The sequence below is a fragment of the Kineococcus gynurae genome (genome assembly GCF_042433995.1).
Lineage (GTDB): Bacteria > Actinomycetota > Actinomycetes > Actinomycetales > Kineococcaceae > Kineococcus > Kineococcus gynurae.
The window spans coordinates 687,110-706,681 of record NZ_JBHLUI010000003.1 but is presented as its reverse complement, the minus strand read 5'-3'; the positions used below and the strand labels follow the sequence as shown (position 1 = coordinate 706,681).

The window sequence follows — 19,572 nt, the reverse complement described above, 5'->3', positions numbered from 1 at the left end:
CGAGGAAGGGGTAAAACAAATGGCATCAACATTCATGGCACACTGTTGAGTTCTCAAGAACCGGACACCAGGGCTCCGATCGCGCTGTGCGCGATCTCGGACCCTGCGATTTCCGTTTCCGGCTCGGAAAGCTTACACCCTCCGAAGCGGGCTCCGTGTCCATCGGATCCGGTGGGCGGCTACTTGAGCCGCGCGTCGAGATCTCTTGGGATTCGAGCCTCACCCAGGCGGACCGGCCGGCTGTCCGTCCGTTCCTCCGCGCTGCGGTGTGACAACTACGTTAACGGCAGGCTGCGACAGGGTCAAATCCCGCTCGGCGCAGGCGCCAGGAGGCCGGCGTCGAGCTGGTCGGCCAACTCGGCCACCGCCCGACGGAGGTTCCCCCGTGGGGTGGCCTCCACCAACGTGCGGGCTCGCGTCGTCGCCACGGCGACGGACGGATCGTCCGGCAGCAGAACGGGTTCCGCGACCGCGGCGTGCCGACGCACGACGTCACGCACCTCCCGGCGCGCCGCCGGCGAGCCCGCGACCCGGTTGAGGACGGCGACGGGGGCCGGTACCGGGGGCTCGTCGTCACGGGTGGACCAGCAGCGGATCCACCGTTGCAGCCCCACCGGGTCGGCCGCCCCCACGACGAGGGTCGCGTCGGCGCGGTCCAGGACGGCGTCGAGGACCCCGTCACGACCGGCGGGTCCGTCATCGGCACGTCCTCCGCCGACGTCGACGACGACCCAGTCGTAGGCCGTGCGGGCCAGGACCAGCAGCGGGCCGAGCGCCGAGGGCCGGACCTCGCGCCACCGGCCCGGGTCCGGGGAGTGCGACAGCAGCGCCAACCCCGGCGCCACCTCCGGGGCGAGAGCGAAGAGCTCCTCGGCACCGAGTCTGCCTTCGGCCACGGCCCGCAACGCCGCCAGCAGCGTCGGTGCTTCGTCGAGCACCCCCAGCAGCTGGGCCAGGGCCGCCCCCCGCGTGTCGACGTCCACCAGCAGCACGCCCGCTCCCCGGTCGGCGAGCTCGGCGGCCACGTTGACGGCGATCGTGCTCCGTCCGACCGAACCCACGGGACCCCAGACGGCGAGCAGTCGACCGGTGGCCCCCTCCCGGGCGGGGACGGTGGTCCCCGCCGGCGTGACGTCCCCCTCCGACGGGCCGCCCGGCACCCCGGCCTCCGGTCCGGGGCCCGCCGCCGCGAGCACGATCCGACGCACGACCTCCTCGGACGGGTCGTCGAGCCGGGCGAGGTGTCGGGCCCCCACCTGGACCCACCGGCGTCGGGACTCGTCGTGGTCGTGCCCTCCCGGCAGGAGGACGAGCAGCTCGTGGCCCGAGGCGGCCGCGGCGGCGACCAGATCGGTGTCGGGCGCCGCCAACGGTTCGGACACCACCAGCACGTCCCCGATGCCCGCCGCGATGGTGGCCAGCGCCTCGGCCTGGTCCGCGCAGCGCCGGGCCAGCACCAGGTCCCGACGCGATCCCAGCCGGCGGGCGAGCCGGGACTCCGCCGGTCCGTGCACCAGGAGCACGACGCCGATGCTCACGCGGGGCCTCCGGGGACCGGGACCACCTCGAGGCGGGCGTCCCGGGTCAGGGCCGCCAGCACCTCGGGCAGCGCGGTGACGGGCACGAGCACCTGCACCGTCGACCCGTCCGCGGCCAGGCTCCCGGCACCGTCGTCCACGGACACCACGTCGGCACCGGCCACCAGCTGCACCGGTTCGACCTCCGTCGCCCCCGCGAGGCCCGCGGTCGGATCGGTCGCGGCCGCCCAGACGTCGACCTGCCCGCCCACGCGGACCCCGGTGGGCAGCCGTCCCGGGAGCGGGAGACTGACCGCCCGGGCCCGCAGCCGTCCCGGGTCCCCGATCGCGTCGCGCGGGAGCAGCTCCCCGGCCGACAGCGACCTCATCGCGACCGCGGGGACGGGCGGCGCAGAACCGGCCCGGAGGTAGCGGCTCTCGGTCCCCGCGTCCAGGCGCACCTGCACCACCCGGAGGTCGCCCTGCTCCACGGTGCTCCCGGCGCCCACCGCGTCGGCGACCGCGTAGACGCCGACCGTGCGCTCGGCCGCGCCGACCACGCCCGTCCCGAGCGCCACCGACGCGGCCACCAGGAGCAGACCGACCAGCAGGCGGGGATCGCGCCAGGAGGGGGTCGCGAGACGTCTGGCCGTCGCCGCCCGGACCGCCTGCGCGGGCAACCTCGTCATCGCCGTCCCCCTCCGTGGCGCGCCGGTCGCGCCCGTCGGCCATGGTGCGGGGTGCCCGGAGGACCTCCCGGAGGTTGTCCACAGGGCTAGCCCGATCGGCCCTGCCGGGGGGTGCCGACGTGCCACACTGCAGCCACGCGCGTGCTAGACCCCTTGGAGTGACCGTGAATCCCCGTTTCCTGCCGTTGGCGGACGTGGCCGAGATGCTCTCCATCTCCGCCGCGCAGGCCTACGCACTGGTGCGGACCGGCGAGCTGCGGGCCATCAAGGTCGGGGGCCGCGGGCAGTGGCGGGTGGAGACCACCGAGCTCGAGGACTACATCGCCCGCATGTACGAGCAGACCCGGGCGGGCGTCGCGCAGTCGACCCTGGTCCTCGAGGGCGAGTAGCCCGGCGCGCCCCGACGGGCGCGACACCATCTCACGCGACCTGCTCGACGCAGACCAGGGCCGAGAACGGGACGGTCCGTCGGTGACGGGTCCCCACGCCGCCGTCGAGGTCGACGTCGACGTGGTCGGCCCCCACCCGGCTCAGCCGGCCTCGCAGGTGCCTGCCGCTGCGCGTCCGCAGCAGGACGGTCGCGTCGGCCCGGGCCACCGCGCGCAGGGCCAGGACCAGGGACTCGCGCGACTCCAGGGGCCCCGGTTCCGCGGCCACGCGCTCCCCCAACCCGGTCACCGACTCGACGGCGGCCGCCACCACCAGCACCTGCGCCGGTGAGGGCGAGGGCGTGGCCGCGTCCAGGAGCAACCAGCCGGGGCCCGCGGCCACCGGCGCCCCAACCACGTGCGACCCGTCCACCAGGTCCATCGCCACGGTCGCCGAGGCCCGGAACCGGCGGGACAGATCGATCTGCGCCAGCTCGGCCGTGAGCCGGTCGGCGACCTCCGCAGCCCGGTCGAGCCGTACCTCGGCGGCCCCCCGGGCGGCCAGGTCGTCGAAGAGCTGTTCCCATCTCACCGCTCGACGTTAGGACGTGATCACGGTTCGTGGCGCGGTGTGGCCCGTCGGGGGGATCACCCGGTGATCTTGTCGTCGCGAACGGAGGGTTCTTGCTACACAAGAGCCGTCCAACTGCACCAAACGACACGATTCGAGGGCATCGACCCGCCTCCGGCATCGTTCGGTGGTCAACAACGTCCAGGGAGATCCCGTGCTGCCGCACCGTCCCGGCCCACGCCAGGCACTGGCCTGCACCCTCGTCCTGGCCCTGGCGGCGCTCCCCGGCCTCGGCGCCGCGGTCGCCCTCCGGGCCGGGCTCGGCTGCCTCCCGGCCGCCCTGGCCGGGGCTGCCTCCACCGCCGACCTCGTGGTGGTCGTGGCGGTGCTCGGGGTCGCCGGAGTGTGCGCCTGGCTGGCCCTGGCCGTGCTGCTGGCCGGGGCCGACGCCCTCGGCGAGCGCCGCGACCCGCCGGGGCGACGGGGGCACGCCCGGCCCCCCGCGCCCAGCACGCGGACGGCGCCGGTGCCGGCCGCCGTCCGCAAGCTGGTGTCGGTGGCGGTGGGGCTGGCCCTCGGCTCCGGTGTCGCCGCGGCCCAGGCCGCGCCCCGGATGCCGGAATCGGCGTGGCCGGTGAGCGCACCGCGCGACGTCGTCCACACCGTCGGTGAGGCGGTCGGCGCAGCGACGACCCCCGCACCCGTCGTCCAGGAGGACCGGACCGCCCGACCGGGACTCACCGAGCGGGTCACCGCCGGTGGGATCGAGCACGTCGTCCTGCGCGGCGACACCCTGTGGGGCATCGCGGAGGCCCGGCTGGGCCCGGACGCCGATCCCGGCACGGTGCAGCGCGAGGTCGAACGCCTGCACCACGTGAACCGCGCGGTCATCGGCGCCGACCCGGACCTGATCCTCCCGGGACAGGTCCTGCGCCTCCCCTGAGCGCCCGGCCCCCGACCATCCGATCCCGCGTCGATCGCCCGCTGCCGCCCGCCCTCCGCACCGACCCCAGGAGCCCACCGTGCCCCGACCGCCCGCCGCCCCCGTCGAGGCAGAACGCCGCCTGCGCCGCTACCCGGTCCCCCCACCGGGACCGCCGGCCGTGCAGGACGTCAGCGCACTGCTGCACGCCCCCGTCGCGGGCCCGGGTCAGGAGGTGCTGCCGTTCCAGGTGCCCGGCCGCTCCTCGCGCCCGGCACTGCTCCCCGCGGGACGCCGCCTCCCGGTGGGCGAGCCCGCGCCGCGTCCGGACGCGACGGCGTTCGCCCGGCGCTTCCTGATCACGCTGCTGGAGGTGCTGCACGGGCGACGGCCCGCCGCCCAGCTGCTCCGCTGGTCCTCCGTCGAGGTGCAGCTGCAGACCAAGGAACGCACCGCGCGGCTCCGGCACGCCGGTCAGCAGACGTTGCGTCGACCGCCGCGGATCCGGACCACCCGCAGCTGCCGCCTCGACGACCGGACGATCGAGATCGCCCTGGTCGTCGAGGTCGACGACCGGGTGCGGGCCGGTGCGCTGCGGCTCGAGGCCCGCGGGGACTCCTGGCGGGTCACCGCGTGCGAGCTCGGCTGACCACGGGCCTGACGCGAACCCTCAGGAGCGCTGGGCCCGCCGCTGGGCGCGGTTGCCCGTCTCGGCCTCGGTGCTCCCCGCGTCACCCGAGTGCACCTCGACGTCACCGTCGGCGGAGGGGGCGGAGTACTGCAGGTGGACGTTGGCGGGCGGGGCGATCCCGGTCGCGGCCTGCGCCTGCTGCACCTCGAGGCTGAACAGGAAGCCGACCGACTCCTCCTTGATGGCGTCGGTCATCGCCAGGAAGAGCTGGTACCCCTCGCGCTGGTACTCGACCAGCGGGTCGCGCTGGGCCATGGCCCGCAGCCCGATCCCCTCCTGGAGGTAGTCCATCTCGTAGAGGTGCTCACGCCACTTGCGGTCCAGCACCGAGAGGACCACGCGGCGCTCGAGGGCACGCGTGCCCTCTGCGCCGATCTGCTCCTCGCGCTGGTCGTAGGCGGTCTGCGCGTCCGCCCGCAACTCCTCCACGAGACGGTCCACGGACAGGTTCCCGCGGCCGCCGGCGGCCTCGACGACCTCGTCGACGGTGACCGAGACGGGGTAGATCGTCTGCAGGGACGACCACAGCGCGTCGAGGTCCCAGTCCTCGGGGAGGCCGTCGCCGGTCTGCCCGACCACGTAGGCGGTGACCGTGTCGTCGATGAAGTGCCGGACCTGCTCGTGCAGGTCCGCCCCCTCCAGGACCTGGCGCCGCTCGCGGTAGATGACCTCGCGCTGCCGGTTGAGGACGTCGTCGTACTTCAGGACGTTCTTGCGGATCTCGAAGTTGCGGCCCTCGACCTGCCCCTGGGCGCTCTGGATCGCGCGGGAGACCATCTTGGACTCGATGGGCACGTCGTCCGGGATGCCGCTGCGGGTGAGGAACGACTCCACCAGGGCCGCGTTGAACAACCGCATGAGGTCGTCGGTCAGCGACAGGTAGAAGCGCGACTCCCCCGGGTCCCCCTGGCGGCCGGAGCGGCCGCGGAGCTGGTTGTCGATGCGGCGGGACTCGTGGCGCTCGGTGCCGAGGACGTAGAGGCCACCCAGGCCCTTGACCTCGTCGTGCGCGGCCTTGACCGACTCCTCGGCCTCCTCCAGGACCCCGGGCCAGGCGCTCTCGTAGGTCGCCGGGTCGGCCTCCGGGTCGAGACCGCGGTCCTTCATGGACTGCACCGCGATGAACTCGGCGTTGCCCCCGAGCATGATGTCGGTCCCGCGGCCGGCCATGTTCGTCGCGACGGTGACGGCTCCCCGGCGACCGGCCTGGGCGACGATCGAGGCCTCGAGCTCGTGCTGCTTGGCGTTGAGGACCGTGTGGTCGATCCCGGCCTTCTTGAGCAGCCCCGAGAGGTACTCGCTCTTCTCGACGCTGGTGGTGCCCACGAGGATCGGCTGGCCGGTCGCGTGGTGCTCGGCGATGTCCTCGACGACCGCCTCGAACTTCGCGGTCTCGGTCTTGTAGACGAGGTCGGGCTGGTCGCGCCGGATCATCTCGCGGTTGGTGGGGATGGGCACCACGCCGAGCTTGTAGATCTGGTGGAACTCGGCGGCCTCGGTCATGGCCGTCCCCGTCATCCCCGACAACTTGTCGTACATGCGGAAGTAGTTCTGCAGGGTGATCGTGGCCAGCGTCTGGTTCTCGTTCTGGATGGGCACCCCCTCCTTGGCCTCGATGGCCTGGTGCATGCCCTCGTTGTACCGGCGGCCGGCCAGGATGCGACCCGTGTGCTCGTCGACGATGAGGATCTCGTCCTTGGGGGAGACCACGTACTGCTTGTCGCGGGCGAACAGCTCCTTGGCCTTCACCGAGTTGTTGAGGAACCCGATGAGCGGGGTGTTCACGCTCTCGTAGAGGTTGTCGATGCCGAGGAGGTCCTCGACCTTCTCGATGCCCGCCTCGAGGACGCCGATGGTCCGCTTCTTCTCGTCGACCTCGTAGTCGACGTCCTTGGTGAGCCGGCGCGCGATCTTGGCGAACTCGACGTACCACTTGGTCGGCTGGTCGGCCGGTCCGGAGATGATGAGCGGGGTGCGGGCCTCGTCGATGAGGATCGAGTCGACCTCGTCGACGACGGCGAAGTGGTGGCCGCGCTGGACCATCTCGGCCGTGCTCCACGCCATGTTGTCGCGCAGGTAGTCGAAGCCGAACTCGTTGTTCGTGCCGTAGGTGATGTCGGCCGCGTAGGCCAGGCGCCGCTCGTCGGGGCGCATCCGGGACAGGATGCAGGAGCTGCTCAGCCCGAGGAACCGGTAGACGCGGCCCATGAGGTCGCTCTGGTACTCGGCCAGGAAGTCGTTGACGGTGATGACGTGGACACCCTTGCCGGTCAGGGCGTTGAGGTAGGCCGGGAGGGTCGCGACGAGGGTCTTGCCCTCGCCGGTCCGCATCTCGGCGATGTTGCCCTGGTGCAGCGCCGCGCCGCCCATCACCTGGACGTCGAAGTGACGCTGGCCGAGGACGCGACGACCGGCCTCGCGGACGACCGCGAAGGCCTCCGGCATCAGGTCGTCGGTGGTCTCGCCCTTGGCCAGTCGCTCGCGGAAGCGGTCCGTCTCGGCGCGCAGGTCCTCGTCGCTCATCGCGACGAAGTCCTCCTCGAGGGCGTTCACCTGCTCGGCGATGCGATGCAGACGCTTGAGCACCCGGCCTTCGCCGGCGCGCAGGACCTTCTCGAGGATGGCAGCCACGGCGCCACTCTAATGGCGCAGCTCACCGCGGTGGGCCGACACCAGCCTCGCGCTGCGTCAATCGTGGGTGAGCGCTGCGTGATGCGGCCGGTGCGACGCGCGTGACGTCAGGGACTGACGTGGGCCGCGATCGCGTCGAAGGCCGCGACGGTCGAGAAGAGCCGGTAGGCGTCCTGCGGCACCGGCCAGCTGGACAGCTTGACCGCCACCACCCGGGCACGCAGGTTCACGTAGAGCATCTGCCCGTGGATGCCCAGGCCCAGCAGGACGGGACGTCGCACGTCGGGGATCCAGAACTGGTTGCGGTAAAAGCCGCCGGGCATGCGGTTGTCTCCCGGACTGGCGGCGAACGCCTCGGCCGAGTCGGGACCGCCGAGCAGGGTGTCCTGCATCCACCAGCCGGGGACCACCTCGGCCCCCGTCAGCGACGTGCCGCCGCGCAGCAGCATGAGGCCGAAGCGGGCGAGGTCGGACAGCGTGGCCGACATGCCACCGTCGCACATCGCACTGCCCTCGGCGTCGACCCCGATGTTGGCGTCGTGCCGGGCGCCGATGCGTGACCAGACCAGGTCGGCCGCCAGGTCGGCGAAGCGTGCCCCGGTGGCCGCCTCCAGCACCCAGCCGAGGACGTCGGACTCGCAGCTGCGGTAGAGGAACGGCCCGCCGTGCGGCCCCTCCTGGCGCAGTCGCAGCAGGAACTCGCGCAGCGTGGCGGGCACGTCCGGCGAGCGCCGCGGCACCCACCCGAAGGCCTGCTCGATGACGTTGACGTCGGCCGAGGGGTCCAGGTAGTCCTCGCGGAAGCGGACCCCGGAGCGCATGTCGAGCAGGTGGCGGACGGTGGCGCCGTTGTACCCCGAGGCCATGAGCGCGGGCACGTAGTACGTGACCGGGGCCTCGAGGTGCAGCAGACCCCGACCGGCGAGCGCTCCCGCGACGATCCCGGCGACGGACTTGGTCACCGACATCAGCAGGTGCGGGGTCGCCGGGGTCATCTCCGGGACGTAGCGCTCCACCAGGACGCTCGGCCCCGTCCGCGGATCGTCGTGCAGCACCGTCCACCCGTTGGTGTCGGTGAGGTCCATGACCTGGGCGACGGACGCGGTGCCCCCGCTGGGCAGCACCACGCGCAACCGGTCGGGCCGGTAGTCCGTGAACGGGAGCTCCGGTCCGGCGACGGTCCCGTGGCCGATGCGGGCCGTCGGGACCAGGTCGCCGATGTGCTGGAAGGTCCAGCGCAACCGCCCGTCCCCGCGCTCGCGCGCCGCCGCGAACGGGTCGGCCGCCACCGGGGGCAGCATGGACGGTGCCGAGCCGAACCCGCCCACGACCGCCTCCTCCCGACCCCACCCCGCGGGATCTTCACCCGATGTTCAAGAAGGTGAGGCTAGCCCGCCCACGGGCTCGGGGCCCCCCGGGGCGCTGTGGTTTCACCCAGATGTAACGCGCTCGGTCGCGGTCGTGAGGTGCTCCGTCACGGCGCGCACGGCCGCGAAGGTCGCCGTCAGCCGGGTCAGGTCCTGGGCCCGCGGCCACGACGACTGCTTCACGACGACCAGGCGGTGGACCCGGTCGATCCAGACCAGCTGGCCGTGGATGCCCATGCACATGAGCGTCCGGCTGGACGCCTCCGGCACCCAGAACTGGTTGCGGTAGGCCCCACCCGGCAGCCACTCCCCGTGCCCGGAGTCGGCGAAGACCGTCCGGGAGTCCTCGGCCCCCGCCAGCGTGTCCTCGATCCAGGACCCCGGGACCACCTGTTCCCCGCCCGCCTGGCCGTAGTCGAGGATCATGCGGCCGAACCGGGCCAGGTCGCGTAGCGAGCAGGCCAGACCGCCGTCGGCGAAGACGGCTCCCGCCGGGTCCACGGCCGCGTCCATGTCGTCCTCGGTCCCCAGGCGCGACCAGAGCAGGTCCGAGAGCAGCGTCGGCAGCCGCGTCCCGGTCGCGCGCTCGCAGACCCAGCCGAGCAGGTCCGTCTCGCAGGACCGGTACTCGAAGGCGTCGCCGTGACCGCGCTTGGCCCGCAGCGTGGCCAGGTAGTCGTACATCGAGGTCGGCAGCGCCTCGTCGGTGCGGGGCGCCCAGCCGATGACCTCCTCGATCCGGCGCACCTCGGCGTCGGGGTCGGTGTAGGCCTCGGAGAACGCGATCCCGGACCGCATGTCCAGGACGTCGCGCACCCGAGCGCCGCCGTACCCCGCGTCGGCCAGCTCGGGCACGTAGCGGTCGACGGGAGCCTCCACGTCCACGGCTCCCCGCTCGACCAGGATGCCCACCAGCGAGCCGACGACCGATTTGCTGACGGACATCAGGACGTGGGTGTCGTGCCGGCCGTACCCCTCCGCGTACCACTCGGCGACGAGACGACCCTCGTGCAGGACGAGGAAACCGTCGGTCACCGTGTCGTGGAGCACGTCGCGCAGGGGCCGCTCCCCCTCGGCCGTGGGGACGGGCAGCCGCAGGTCGAGCGCGGGCCCCGCGGGCAGCGGGACGCCGGCCCCGCTGCCCCGGCGCACCTTGGCCGTGGGCACGACCTCGCGAAGGTGCCGGAAGGACCACCGGTTCTCGGGGGCGGTCTGCCAGCTGCCGCGCCGCCAGCGGTGGGCCGGCGAGGGGGGGAACCCGACCATGACCGGCTCGGCCGCGCCCGGCGCCTCCCCCACGGGCGGGGTCACCGCCGGCGAGCTGGCCGGTTGGGGCGGGGAGTCGAGCGGTTCTTCGGGGAGGGACACGACGTCGGACACCATCACGCCTCGTGCTCCGAGGCAACCGACGCTCCGGGGCGGCGCGTCACGACTTCAGGCCCGCGCCCCCGGCGGGACCATCGTCGGTGGGCACCGGGATGCCCGCGAAGCGCGACCGCATGGCCGCCACCAGGGTCGCCCCGCGCCCGGTGAGCCGGATCGGACCCGCGTCGGGGTCGTCGTCCAGGTCGACCGGGGCGCCGACCTGACCCTCCGCGGCGTCGTCGTGATCGGGGTGCGACCCGGCGGCGAGCGCCGAGTCGTCGAGTTCGTCGTCGGGGGTGATCTCGACCTCCGGCACGTCTCCCGCCGCGTACTGGACACGCCCCTTGGTCACCACGACGCCGAGGTCGGCACCCTTCCAGCGGTAGTCCCCGGGACCGTAGATGCGCAGGAAGAAGAACTCGCTCTCGTCCTGGAGCTGGTGCCAGTCCAGCGCCGGGCGCCGGTAGTGGACCTCGCCGTGCTCGTCCAGCGACCACTGACCCGTGGCCGGCGCCGCCGTGATGCGCTCGGTGATCTTGGAGGTCTCCTTGATGACCATCTGGCTCCACGCGTCGACCGAGGCGAGGCTGTCCCAGCGGGCGTTGATCTCGTCGACGTCGATCTCGTAGTCGACACCCATGTACTCGAGCAGGTGGAACAGGAACAACGGGACGTCGGAGTAGGCGCCGGCGGTGACGTTGGTGATGGACGTCGCCCCGCTGATCCGGGGGTTCAGCTCGCCCAGGTAGACCTCGTCGGTGTCGACGTCGATGAGCACGTCGACCTCGAAGAACCCCTTGTAGCCCTCCTTCAGCAGCCGGTCGCCGAGGCGGCGGACGAGCTGCTGGGTCCGGCTGCGGCGCTCCCCGGTCACGGTCGTCGGGAAGGTCTCGTTCCCGCACCAACCGCCCTGGTAGGGCGTGAGCTCGGGGCGACCGGTCAGCTCGGTCATCAGGGGGCCGACGATCGTGCCGTGCCGGGTGATGACGGCCTCGACCGCGATCGCCCGGTTCTCGATCCGCTTCATGATCTTCTGCTGCTGACCGACGATGTCGTCGCGGTTGGCCTCGAAGTCCTTCTCGGAGGTGAGGAAGAACGTGGTCTTGCCGCTGTCGCCGTAGGGGGTCTGCAGGACGACGTCGGTGCCGAGGCGGGCCGCCGTGGTCTGCTCCACGAGCTCGTCCCAGGAGGAGACCTGGGTCAGGATGTTCGGCACGCTCGGGGACCCCGCCTCGTTGCCGAGGCGCGTCGTGACGATCTTGGAGTCGAGGTGCTCGCGCAGCGCGGCGCTCGGCAGGATCAGGTCGTAGCCCAGTTCGCGGCAGATCTCCTCGGTCTCGGCGTTGAAGAACACCATCGCCACCTTGGGCCGGCGCCCCAGCCGCGACATGTGGGCCCGGACCTCGGGGTGGCGCAGGAGGTAGTTGTTGATCTCCTCGCCGCTCTCGAACTCGACGTAAGGCTTGTCGCGCGGGGTGAACACCCGGGGGTGGGCACCGTCCCAGGGGTCGTAGTAGGTGATGTAGCCGAAGTTGCGGACCCAGCGGTCCAGACCCAGCAGGTTGAAGGGCACGGCCCCGACGAAGAAGACCGGGGTGGTGTTGGTCCGGAAGAAGTGCCGGATCTCGGCGACCCCGCGCAACGTCTTGTCACGACGACGGGCCGGGCTGGGGGTGGGCCGTTCGGACATGGACGGGGTCCTTCCCGGAGGGGTCACGGCGGCCGCGGCGGAGGAGTCCCGGACCGCGGGGGCCGGGGCGGCCGCGACCGGTTCGCGCAACGCCGTGGCTGCGGGGTTCCGAGGATCTTGGCGGATACCCACCAGACGGGCAAGCCAATCGCCGACTCGTCGCCAGCTCGTCACCGGACGGGCCGGGGTCGAGCTCGCCTGGTTCTCCGGCGTGGGGCTGAGGGTCATCGGAAGGGTCCTTCGCGCAGAACGGGGATCAGTGCCGGAAGGGTCCCACGCGGCTCGGCGACGATCGTGTCCAGCCCCAGGAACCGGGCCAGCTCACCCAGCTCCGCGGCGAGTTCCTCGGCGGTCTCGGCCGGGGCACCCGGCTCGGCCCAGGCCGAGAGGACCCGCAGCACCCCGCCCCCACCGGGACCGGACGAGCGGTCGGACTTGACGTCGACACGGGCGACGACGTTCTCCCCCAGCAGGAAGGGCATCACGTAGTACCCGTGCACCCGTTTCTCCCGGGGGGTGTAGAACTCCAGCCGCACCTGGGCCCCGAAGAGCTCCTCGGTGCGCGGGCGGTGCCAGATGAGGGGGTCGAACGGGGTGAGCAGGGCCCGGGCGCGACCCCGCGGGGCCCGGGTCCCGGTCACCCGGAAGGCGGGCCGCCGCAGGGTGGAGTCCCAGCCCCGCACCCGGACCGGTTCGAGCTCGCCGGCCTCCACGAGTTCGTCGAGGGCGGTGCGGACCGGCTCCGGTCTCAACCGGAACCAGTCCCGCAGGCTGGGCTCGGTGGCCACGCCGCAGGCCCGCGCCGCCCGCAGCACCAGTTCGCGCACGGCATCGGCGGGTTCGGGGTCCGGAGCGTCCAGGACCTCGCGCGGCAGGACCCGCTCCACCACGTCGTAGCGACGCTCGAAGTGGGCGTTGCGGCCCGCGGAGGAGATCTCACCCGCGAAGAACAGGTGCTCCAGAGCCCTCTTCACCCCCGACCAGTTCCACCCCCAGTGGTCGCGGGGACGGTCGGACGGTCCGGCCAGCGCCCGCTCCACCTCACGGGCCGTCGCGGGTCCCTGCTCGGCGAGGAAGCCGAGGACGACGGGGAGCAGTTCCGGCCGCTCGTGGGCGATGCTGCGGACGCCGCCCCAGGCGTCCTCGGCCACTCGCGCCATGCGCCACCGGAGCAGCCGGTGCACGTCGGGCGGGACGTAGGAGGCTTCGTGCGCCCAGTACTCGACCATCCGTCGCGGGGCACGGTTCGCGAAACCGTCGAGGCGGGCCGGGTCGTAGGGGCCGAGGCGGGCGAAGAACGGGAGGTAGTGGCTGCGGCACAGCACGTTCACGGAATCGATCTGCACGACACCGAGCTGGTCGAGGACCCGTCGGAGGGCGGCCGGGCCCACGGCAGCCCGTCCCCGCGGCCGGAACCCCGAGGCGTGGAGGGCGCACCGTCGGGCCTCGAGGGCACTGATCTCGCGCACGGCCTCAGCTGAGTTCGACGAGCTTCTCCCGGACCGCGTACATGACCGCCTCCATGCGGGAGTGCAGCTGCAGCTTCTCCAGGATGTTGCGCACGTGGTTCTTGACGGTGTTCTCGCTGATGCCGAGCACACCGGCGATATCCCGGTTGCCCAGGCCCCGGGCGAGCTGGCGGAGCACCTCCATCTCGCGCGGGGAGAGGCGCGGTCCTTCGGCGACGGCTGCGCGTTCGGGCCCGCGGCGCGAGATGGCGGCGAACTCGCCGAGCAGCAGGCCGGCCATGCGGGGACTGATGAGGGACTGGCCCCCGACCACCGCACGGATGCTCTCGGCGACGTCCTCGGCAGGCACGTCCTTCAGGAGGTAACCGTTGGCCCCGGCGCGGATCGCGCCGAACAGGTCGTCCTCGTCCTCGGACGAGGTCAGCATGAGGATCTTGGTGGAGGGCGCCACCGCCCGCACGTCCCCGCACGCGTCGACCCCGGAGCGCCGGGGCATCCGGACGTCCATCAGCACGACGTCGGGGAGGAGTTCCTCGACGACGGCCACCGCGGCCGCCCCGTCCTCGGCCTCCCCCACGACCTCGATGTCGTCCTCGGTGGAGAGCACCATCTGCAGCCCGCGGCGGTAGAGGGAGTGGTCGTCGACCACGACGACGCGGATGGAGGCTGTCGGCTCCGAGGTCGAGGTCATGCGGATCCTCCTCCGGGGCTGGACGGGTACGGACCGTACCCTTCAAGATCTTTCCACGCCCGACCCCGACGTCGACGGAACCCGCGGGTCGCTGATCCCGGTCCGGACGACCCGGGCGCATCGTCGACCGGGAGGTGGCGCAAGGTCGGCGGCGGCTCGCCTGCCGCCGCCGACCTGGAACGCCTCAGCCCCGCGCGCCCACCACGGCGGCCAGGGCTGCCTCGGAGACGGCGGCGCCGTTCGCGGACGCCCCGTCCGCCGACCCCGTCCCGCCGTCCTGCACGTCGAGGTGCAGCACCCCGTAGTCCCAGCCCCGCCGTCGGTAGACGACGCTCGGACGGTGCGAGGTGGCGTCCACGAACAGGAAGAAGTCGTGGCCCACGAGCTCCATCTCGTACAGCGCCTGGTCGAGCGTCATGGGCGCCGCGGCGTGGACCTTCTCACGGATGATCACCGGGGAGTCGCCCAGGGAGGTGGCCCCGTCCGGCGTCGCCGACCCGCTGGGCGTCGAGGTCACGGGGGCCGGATCGGGCTCGACCGCGGCCGGGACGCCGTCGACCGGGACGAGGGCCTCGTCGCTCAATCCGGCGGTCGCCTGGTGCACCGAGACGGGCCGGTGGCGTCCATGGTGGATCTTGCGGCGGTCCCGGGACCGTCGGAGCCGTTCCATCAGCTTGGTCGCGGCCAGGTCGAGCGCGGCGTAGGGGTCGTCGGCGCACGCCTCGGCGCGCACGACCGGCCCCTTGTCGCGAACGGTGATCTCCACGCGTTCGCAGTTGCTCGCCTGCCTCCGGTTCTTCTCGTGGGAAACCTCGACGTCGATGCGCTGGACCCGGGGCGCCAGCTGCGTCACCTTGTCCAACTTGTCCTCGACGTGCCGCCGGAACCTCTCCTTGACCTCGATGTGTCGTCCGGTGACCACAATTTCCACGGGATGCCTCCCTTGATCGACACAAGGTGGGCTCGCGCTCGGCGCGGCCCACCCCTGACCGTCATACCGAGCTGCGCGTCACCCCCACGGGGTGGTTGCGCGTGGCAGTGCGGATCCACCGTTCCTGGGCCCCTGCAGGCACGGATCCATCCTTGGTTCCGGCCCTGGGCCAGTCGATACCGACCGCCATGGAGCAACGCTAGACCAGGGTGAGGGAGCCTGCCCAGGAGGGTGCGTCATGACCTCCGTCCATCCGTCGATCCCGGCCCAGCACGCCCCGCGGGGTCGGGTCCGACGGCCGTCAGGCTCACGACGCCGACCACGTCCGCCCCTTCCGCCCGCAGCGCCCGGACCCCCTCCTGGGCCGTCGCCCCCGTGGTCACGACGTCGTCGACGAGGACCACGGGACCGGACGGGGCCGCCCGGGCCCGCATGGCGGACGCGAGGTTCCGTCGGCGGGCCGCCCCTCCGAGATCCGTCTGGTCACGGACGTGGCGCCGGAGCTGCAGGCAGCGCCGGACGACCGTCGCGCGGCCCTCCGACCGACGGGCCCTCGCGGCCCGGGCCGCGAGGTCGGCCACCAGGTCACCGCCGCGGGAGCGCGACGCGGCCCGACGGGACGGCACCGGGACCAGGGTCGCCGGACCGTCGCCGAGCAGGTCGTCGAGACCGCCCACCAGCCACCGCGCGAGGACGGGTCTCAGCTCGGCCCGGTCGTGGACCTTCACGGCGAGCAGGGCGCGCCGCGCGGCGCCGTGGTGGGGGGCCACCGCCCGCGCGCCCACCCCGGGGAACAGGTCGTCCAGCAGCACGAGGCCCGCCCGGACGACCTCGCGCGCGCAGCGCGGGCACCACGAGCCACCCGCGGCACCGCACCCTGCGCAGGCCGACGGGAGCGCGAGGTCGACCGCGGCCCCGAGCGGGCCACGGAGGGGGGCGGGGAGACGGGGCGACCAGGTCACGGAGCGAGCCTGCCGCCCGTGGCGCCGCACCTGGCCCTGTCCACAGTGGGCGCGGACGGACGGTGTCCACAGGCGCACCCGTGGACAGCGATCGTCCACAGGGATCACGACCGTCGCTCGTGGCGGGACGGCCGGCGTCCAGGATGCGGCGCATGACCCGACCCCGACCGCGCCCGCTGGTCGTCCGCCGCCGTCGACCCCGACCGTCCGGTCGTCGGCCGGGTTCCGCCGCGCCCCCCTCAGCCGGGGTAGGCCGGGTCGGTGCCCTCGGCGGCGACCACCCAGCTCGCACCGCTGCGCGTCAGCAGCGTGCCCTCGGCGGTCCCGATCACGATGTCGCGCTCGCTCCACCCGGCGGCGACACTCACCGCGCCCGGAGCGGCGGGCAGCCAGCGCGGCGCCCCGCCGAGCGGCACCACCACCGGCGCGAGGTCCTTCCCCGGCTCGTCGCGGGCCAGCAGGACGACGGAGTCGTCCAGCAACCAGGCCAGGTCCACCACCTCCGCCGCCCCGGGCAGCAGCTCGTCGGAGGGGCCCGTGAGGCGCCGGGGGCGACCGGCCGCGTCACGGTCCACGCCGTAGGCCCGCACCCCGGGGCGGCCGGAGGGTGTGCGGGTGACCACGGCGGCCCGCGCCCCGTCGCGGGCGACCGCGAAGCGCAGGACGCTGCCGTCGAAGTCCTCGTCCAGGGCGACGTTCTCGGCCGCCGTGGCGGCGTCGGCGGGGACGACCAGCGGGGTCACCCGGGAGGTGCGCTGAACGGTCCAGACCCAACCGAGGCGGTCCATGCTCGGCGGGGTCAGGGGTGCGGAGGAGCGCAGCACCGTGCTCACCGGACCCCCCGGTCGTTGCAGGCGCAGCAGGGTGTCGCCACCGGCGAGGACCGCGAAGGGTCCCCCCTGGGGCGACACCGCCGGGTGCGTCGACCCCTCGGCGGCGGTGCCGAGGGTCACCCCGGTGACCGCACGCACCGCGGTCCGGTCCCACCGGGACAGTCCCGAGGGCCCGAGCAGGACCAACCGTGCGTCCGTCGCCGCCCGGGAGCGGGGGATGTCGAGCTCGTCGGAGGAGGCGCGGGTCAGGTCGGTGCCGCCGACGGTCACGGCGACCTGGCTGACCCCCGGGAGGGTGCTCAGGGTGGCGCGCAGCTGCGAGAGCAGCAGTCCGCGCTGCTCGGGCGAGGCCTGCAGGGCCTCGTCGGTCAGCTCGACGGTGGCGGTGCCTCCGGTGACCGGGACCGTCCCGAGCCGGAGCCGTGTCCCGGGCGGGGCCCCCGTGGCCACCGCCGGAGCGAACCAGCTGGTGGCCCCGTCCAGCAGTTCCGTCACCAGACGGGTCGCGGTGTCGGAGCCGTAGGAGAACCAGCGCAGGTCGGCCACCAGCTGGCTGAGGTCCTGCGCCCCGAACCACACCGGGAAGGACCGCAATGTGCGCGAGGCGTCGATCTCGGTCAGGAGCACGCCGTCGAACACCTCGTCGATGCGCCACTCGTCGCGCTCCCGGCGCAGCAGCACCTGGGCCGACCAGCCGGTTCCCGGCGCCCGGGCCGCGTAGTGACCGTCGGCGTCGAGCGCGGCCTGCTGCTCGGCGGACACCTGGACCACCCAGCTGTCGGCGTCCGCGGGCGAGGCCGACGCGTCCAGCGCGGCGATCGCGGGCTGCCCCAGGACGAGGACGGCGCCGGCGTCGGGACGCCAGGTGTCGACCGCGCGCGGGGTGAGGAAGCGGCGCGCGACGGGGTGCTCGTCCTGCCCCGCGCCCGCCGCCAGCAGGAACCCGCGCACGATCTCCTCGGGACTCGCGCCCCGCACCGGTCCGGTCGGGATGACCTGCAGCAGACCGATGCGCGGGTCGTCGGCCAGACGGGCCCCGGAGACGACGTCGCCCGACCCGGGCAGTCCACCGCACCCGCCGAGCCCGACGCCGCCGGCGGCGAGGGCCAGCAGCACCGAGCGCCGGGAGGCCCGCCCGCCGCTCATCGCGGCTGCCCCGGATCGGCGGGACCGGACAGGAGGGCGGCCACGGGCTCGCGCCAGCTCAGCGGCACCACCGGCAGCGGGCTGCCGGGCAGGGTGCTGCCGGCCGTGCGGGGGACGGTGAGCACGAAGTGGCACCCCTCGCCCGGGTGGCCCCAGACCTCCAGCCACCCCCGGTGCAGCCGGGTGTCCTCCAGGGAGATCGCCAACCCCAGGCCAGAACCCCCGGTGGTCCGCGCGCGGGCGGGGTCCGCGCGCCAGAAGCGGTCGAAGACCCGCGGCAGATGGGTGGCCGAGAGGCCGACGCCGTGGTCGCGGACGCCGACCGCGACGGCGTGCTCGTCGCAGACCACCGTGATCTCGATGGGACGGGCCTCGCCGTGCTCGATCGCGTTCCCCAGCAGGTTGCGCAGCACGCGTTCGATACGACGGGAGTCCATCTCGGCGGTGCAGGGGGACGCCGGCTCCACCACGCGCACGCTCGAGCCACGCCGCTCGGCGAGGTCGGCGGTGTGCTCGACCACCCGGTGGACGAGGACCCGCATGTCGATCGGGTCGGCCTCCAGGGCGGCCGCGCCGGCGTCGAACCGGCTGATCTCGAGCAGGTCCTGCAGGAGCACGTCGAAGCGCTCGAGCTGGGTGAGCAGCAGTTCGGCCGAACGGGCCGTCATCGGGTCGAACTCGCCCCGCGCGTCGTGCAGGACCTCCCCGGCCATCCGGATCGTGGTGAGCGGGGTGCGGAGCTCGTGGCTCACGTCGGAGACGAACCGTTGCTGCAGCCGGGACAACTCCTCCAGCCGCCCGATGTGGTCCTGCATGGCGGCGGCCATCGCGTTGAACGCCGTCCCGAGCCGGGCGAGGTCGTCGGAGCCCCGGACCCGCATCCGCTCGTCCAGCCGACCGCTCGCGAGACGTTCGGCGGTGCCGGCCGCCGCCCGGACGGGCCCGACCACGGTGCGGGCCACCACCCAGGCGACCGCGCCGATCAGCAGGACCAGGGCGACCGCGCCACCCACGAACGTGGTCCGGACCAGGTCGATCGTCTGCTGCTCCGGGGCCAGCGTGTACACGAAGTACAGCTCGTACTCCCCGGCCCGCGGCAGGGTGACCATCGAACCGACGATGAACGAGGGCGCGGCGGCGTCGGACAACCGGACGAGCTGTCCCTGCTGGCTCCCGCTGCTCTCGACCTGTTCCCGCAGCTCCTCGGGGACGTCGGAGGCCGACAACCCGTCGGAGAGGATGTCGCGGACCTCGCCCACCCCGGTCGCGTCGCCTCCCTGGGCCGAGGCCGGGGCACGGAGGAGGAGCACGCCCCGCACGCGGTCGGCGCCGGTGCCCTCCAACCGGGAGACGACGTCCCCGGCCAGCTGTTCCTCGGCCGCCGCCGTCTCGGGGGTGGGTGAGCCGTCGAACGACGCCTGGGCGGTGGCCGCCCCGCGGGCGGCGTCGGCGAACGACAAGCGCTGCCGCTCCTCGACCAGACCGTCGCCGATCCCCTCCAGCAGGAAGGTGCCCACGACCACGACGACGACGAGCGAGAGACCGGTGGTGAGGAAGACGACCCGGGTCTGCAGCGAGGATCGCCACTGCGACAGACCGCGCAGCACCGTGCGGACGAGCCAGCCGGGCAGCCGGCCCATCGCCTCGAACCGCCGCAGGCGGCGTACCCAGAGCTGGCGCCGCGACCCCGACGCGGTCGCCGTCGCCCCCGGACCGGTCATCCCGCTCA

16 protein-coding genes are annotated in these 19,572 nt (G+C 73.5%); 3 read left to right on the top strand and 13 right to left on the bottom strand.

All coding sequences use genetic code 11. The features are described 5' to 3' along the window. Nucleotides 1-302: 302 nt before the first annotated feature. Complete coding sequence (locus tag ACFFKU_RS04735; RefSeq protein ID WP_380136083.1) at nucleotides 303-1,538, bottom strand: CpaE/TadZ family protein; 1,236 nt, start codon at nucleotides 1,536-1,538, stop codon at nucleotides 303-305. Continuing rightward, the gene (locus ACFFKU_RS04730; protein WP_380136082.1) at nucleotides 1,535-2,206 is read right to left on the bottom strand and encodes a hypothetical protein; all 672 of its coding nucleotides are present in this window, start codon (nucleotides 2,204-2,206) and stop codon (nucleotides 1,535-1,537) included. Before ACFFKU_RS04730 ends, ACFFKU_RS04735 begins: the two co-directional genes overlap by 4 nt. Nucleotides 2,207-2,370: 164 nt before the next feature. Here ACFFKU_RS04730 and ACFFKU_RS04725 point away from each other — a divergent pair, with 164 nt between their 5' ends. After that, on the top strand, nucleotides 2,371-2,595 hold the full coding sequence (locus tag ACFFKU_RS04725) for a helix-turn-helix domain-containing protein (protein WP_380136081.1): 225 nt from the start codon (nucleotides 2,371-2,373) through the stop codon (nucleotides 2,593-2,595). Nucleotides 2,596-2,626: 31 nt separating this feature from the next. Here ACFFKU_RS04725 and ACFFKU_RS04720 read toward each other — a convergent pair whose 3' ends face one another. Continuing rightward, a complete protein-coding gene (locus ACFFKU_RS04720) occupies nucleotides 2,627-3,166 on the bottom strand; it encodes a hypothetical protein (RefSeq protein WP_380136080.1) in 540 nt (179 codons plus the stop codon). A gap of 193 nt (nucleotides 3,167-3,359) precedes the next feature. Here ACFFKU_RS04720 and ACFFKU_RS04715 point away from each other — a divergent pair, with 193 nt between their 5' ends. Together ACFFKU_RS04715 and ACFFKU_RS04710 are read left to right on the top strand one after the other, a co-directional pair. Further along, complete coding sequence (locus tag ACFFKU_RS04715; RefSeq protein ID WP_380136079.1) at nucleotides 3,360-4,088, top strand: LysM peptidoglycan-binding domain-containing protein; 729 nt, start codon at nucleotides 3,360-3,362, stop codon at nucleotides 4,086-4,088. A gap of 79 nt (nucleotides 4,089-4,167) precedes the next feature. Next, nucleotides 4,168-4,716: an Rv3235 family protein gene (locus ACFFKU_RS04710; RefSeq protein ID WP_380136078.1), complete on the top strand. Its 549-nt coding sequence runs from the start codon at nucleotides 4,168-4,170 to the stop codon at nucleotides 4,714-4,716. A gap of 21 nt (nucleotides 4,717-4,737) precedes the next feature. On the opposite strand, the gene secA is transcribed toward ACFFKU_RS04710, so the two are convergent. From secA to mtrB, 10 genes are all read right to left on the bottom strand, one after another. Next, nucleotides 4,738-7,389: a preprotein translocase subunit SecA gene (secA, locus tag ACFFKU_RS04705; RefSeq protein ID WP_380136077.1), complete on the bottom strand. Its 2,652-nt coding sequence runs from the start codon at nucleotides 7,387-7,389 to the stop codon at nucleotides 4,738-4,740. A gap of 107 nt (nucleotides 7,390-7,496) precedes the next feature. Beyond that, the gene (locus ACFFKU_RS04700) at nucleotides 7,497-8,717 is read right to left on the bottom strand and encodes a serine hydrolase domain-containing protein (protein ID WP_380136075.1); all 1,221 of its coding nucleotides are present in this window, start codon (nucleotides 8,715-8,717) and stop codon (nucleotides 7,497-7,499) included. A 102-nt stretch (nucleotides 8,718-8,819) separates the two neighbouring features. Further along, nucleotides 8,820-10,124, bottom strand: coding sequence for a serine hydrolase domain-containing protein (locus tag ACFFKU_RS04695; RefSeq protein ID WP_380136074.1), 1,305 nt, complete (start codon nucleotides 10,122-10,124; stop codon nucleotides 8,820-8,822). A 58-nt stretch (nucleotides 10,125-10,182) separates the two neighbouring features. Beyond that, nucleotides 10,183-11,811 (bottom strand): biotin carboxylase, encoded by a 1,629-nt coding sequence (locus tag ACFFKU_RS04690; RefSeq protein ID WP_380136073.1) that lies wholly within the window; start codon nucleotides 11,809-11,811, stop codon nucleotides 10,183-10,185. A 224-nt stretch (nucleotides 11,812-12,035) separates the two neighbouring features. Continuing rightward, entirely contained in the window at nucleotides 12,036-13,280 is a 1,245-nt protein-coding gene (locus ACFFKU_RS04685) for a winged helix-turn-helix domain-containing protein (RefSeq protein ID WP_380136071.1), read from the bottom strand. 4 nt (nucleotides 13,281-13,284) lie between these two features. After that, nucleotides 13,285-13,971 (bottom strand): response regulator, encoded by a 687-nt coding sequence (locus ACFFKU_RS04680; protein WP_380136070.1) that lies wholly within the window; start codon nucleotides 13,969-13,971, stop codon nucleotides 13,285-13,287. Between the two features lie 184 nt (nucleotides 13,972-14,155). Continuing rightward, nucleotides 14,156-14,902: a ribosome hibernation-promoting factor, HPF/YfiA family gene (hpf, locus tag ACFFKU_RS04675; protein ID WP_380136069.1), complete on the bottom strand. Its 747-nt coding sequence runs from the start codon at nucleotides 14,900-14,902 to the stop codon at nucleotides 14,156-14,158. Between the two features lie 236 nt (nucleotides 14,903-15,138). Further along, nucleotides 15,139-15,864, bottom strand: coding sequence for a ComF family protein (locus ACFFKU_RS04670; protein WP_380136068.1), 726 nt, complete (start codon nucleotides 15,862-15,864; stop codon nucleotides 15,139-15,141). Nucleotides 15,865-16,103: 239 nt separating this feature from the next. Continuing rightward, nucleotides 16,104-17,843, bottom strand: coding sequence for an LpqB family beta-propeller domain-containing protein (locus tag ACFFKU_RS04665; protein WP_380136067.1), 1,740 nt, complete (start codon nucleotides 17,841-17,843; stop codon nucleotides 16,104-16,106). Continuing rightward, nucleotides 17,840-19,564, bottom strand: a complete 1,725-nt coding sequence (gene mtrB / locus ACFFKU_RS04660) for an MtrAB system histidine kinase MtrB (RefSeq protein ID WP_380136123.1) — start codon at nucleotides 19,562-19,564, stop codon at nucleotides 17,840-17,842. Before mtrB ends, ACFFKU_RS04665 begins: the two co-directional genes overlap by 4 nt. Nucleotides 19,565-19,572: the final 8 nt, after the last annotated feature.

What these genes read in the sequence shown, in the direction of transcription:
- ACFFKU_RS04730 (WP_380136082.1), bottom strand. Translation starts at nt 2,206, where the DNA reads ATGACGAGGTTGCCCGCGCAGGCGGTCCGGGCGGCGACGGCCAGACGT.
- ACFFKU_RS04690 (WP_380136073.1), bottom strand. Translation starts at nt 11,811, where the DNA reads ATGTCCGAACGGCCCACCCCCAGCCCGGCCCGTCGTCGTGACAAGACG.
- ACFFKU_RS04680 (WP_380136070.1), bottom strand. Translation starts at nt 13,971, where the DNA reads ATGACCTCGACCTCGGAGCCGACAGCCTCCATCCGCGTCGTCGTGGTC.
- ACFFKU_RS04665 (WP_380136067.1), bottom strand. Translation starts at nt 17,843, where the DNA reads ATGAGCGGCGGGCGGGCCTCCCGGCGCTCGGTGCTGCTGGCCCTCGCC.
- mtrB (WP_380136123.1), bottom strand. Translation starts at nt 19,564, where the DNA reads ATGACCGGTCCGGGGGCGACGGCGACCGCGTCGGGGTCGCGGCGCCAG.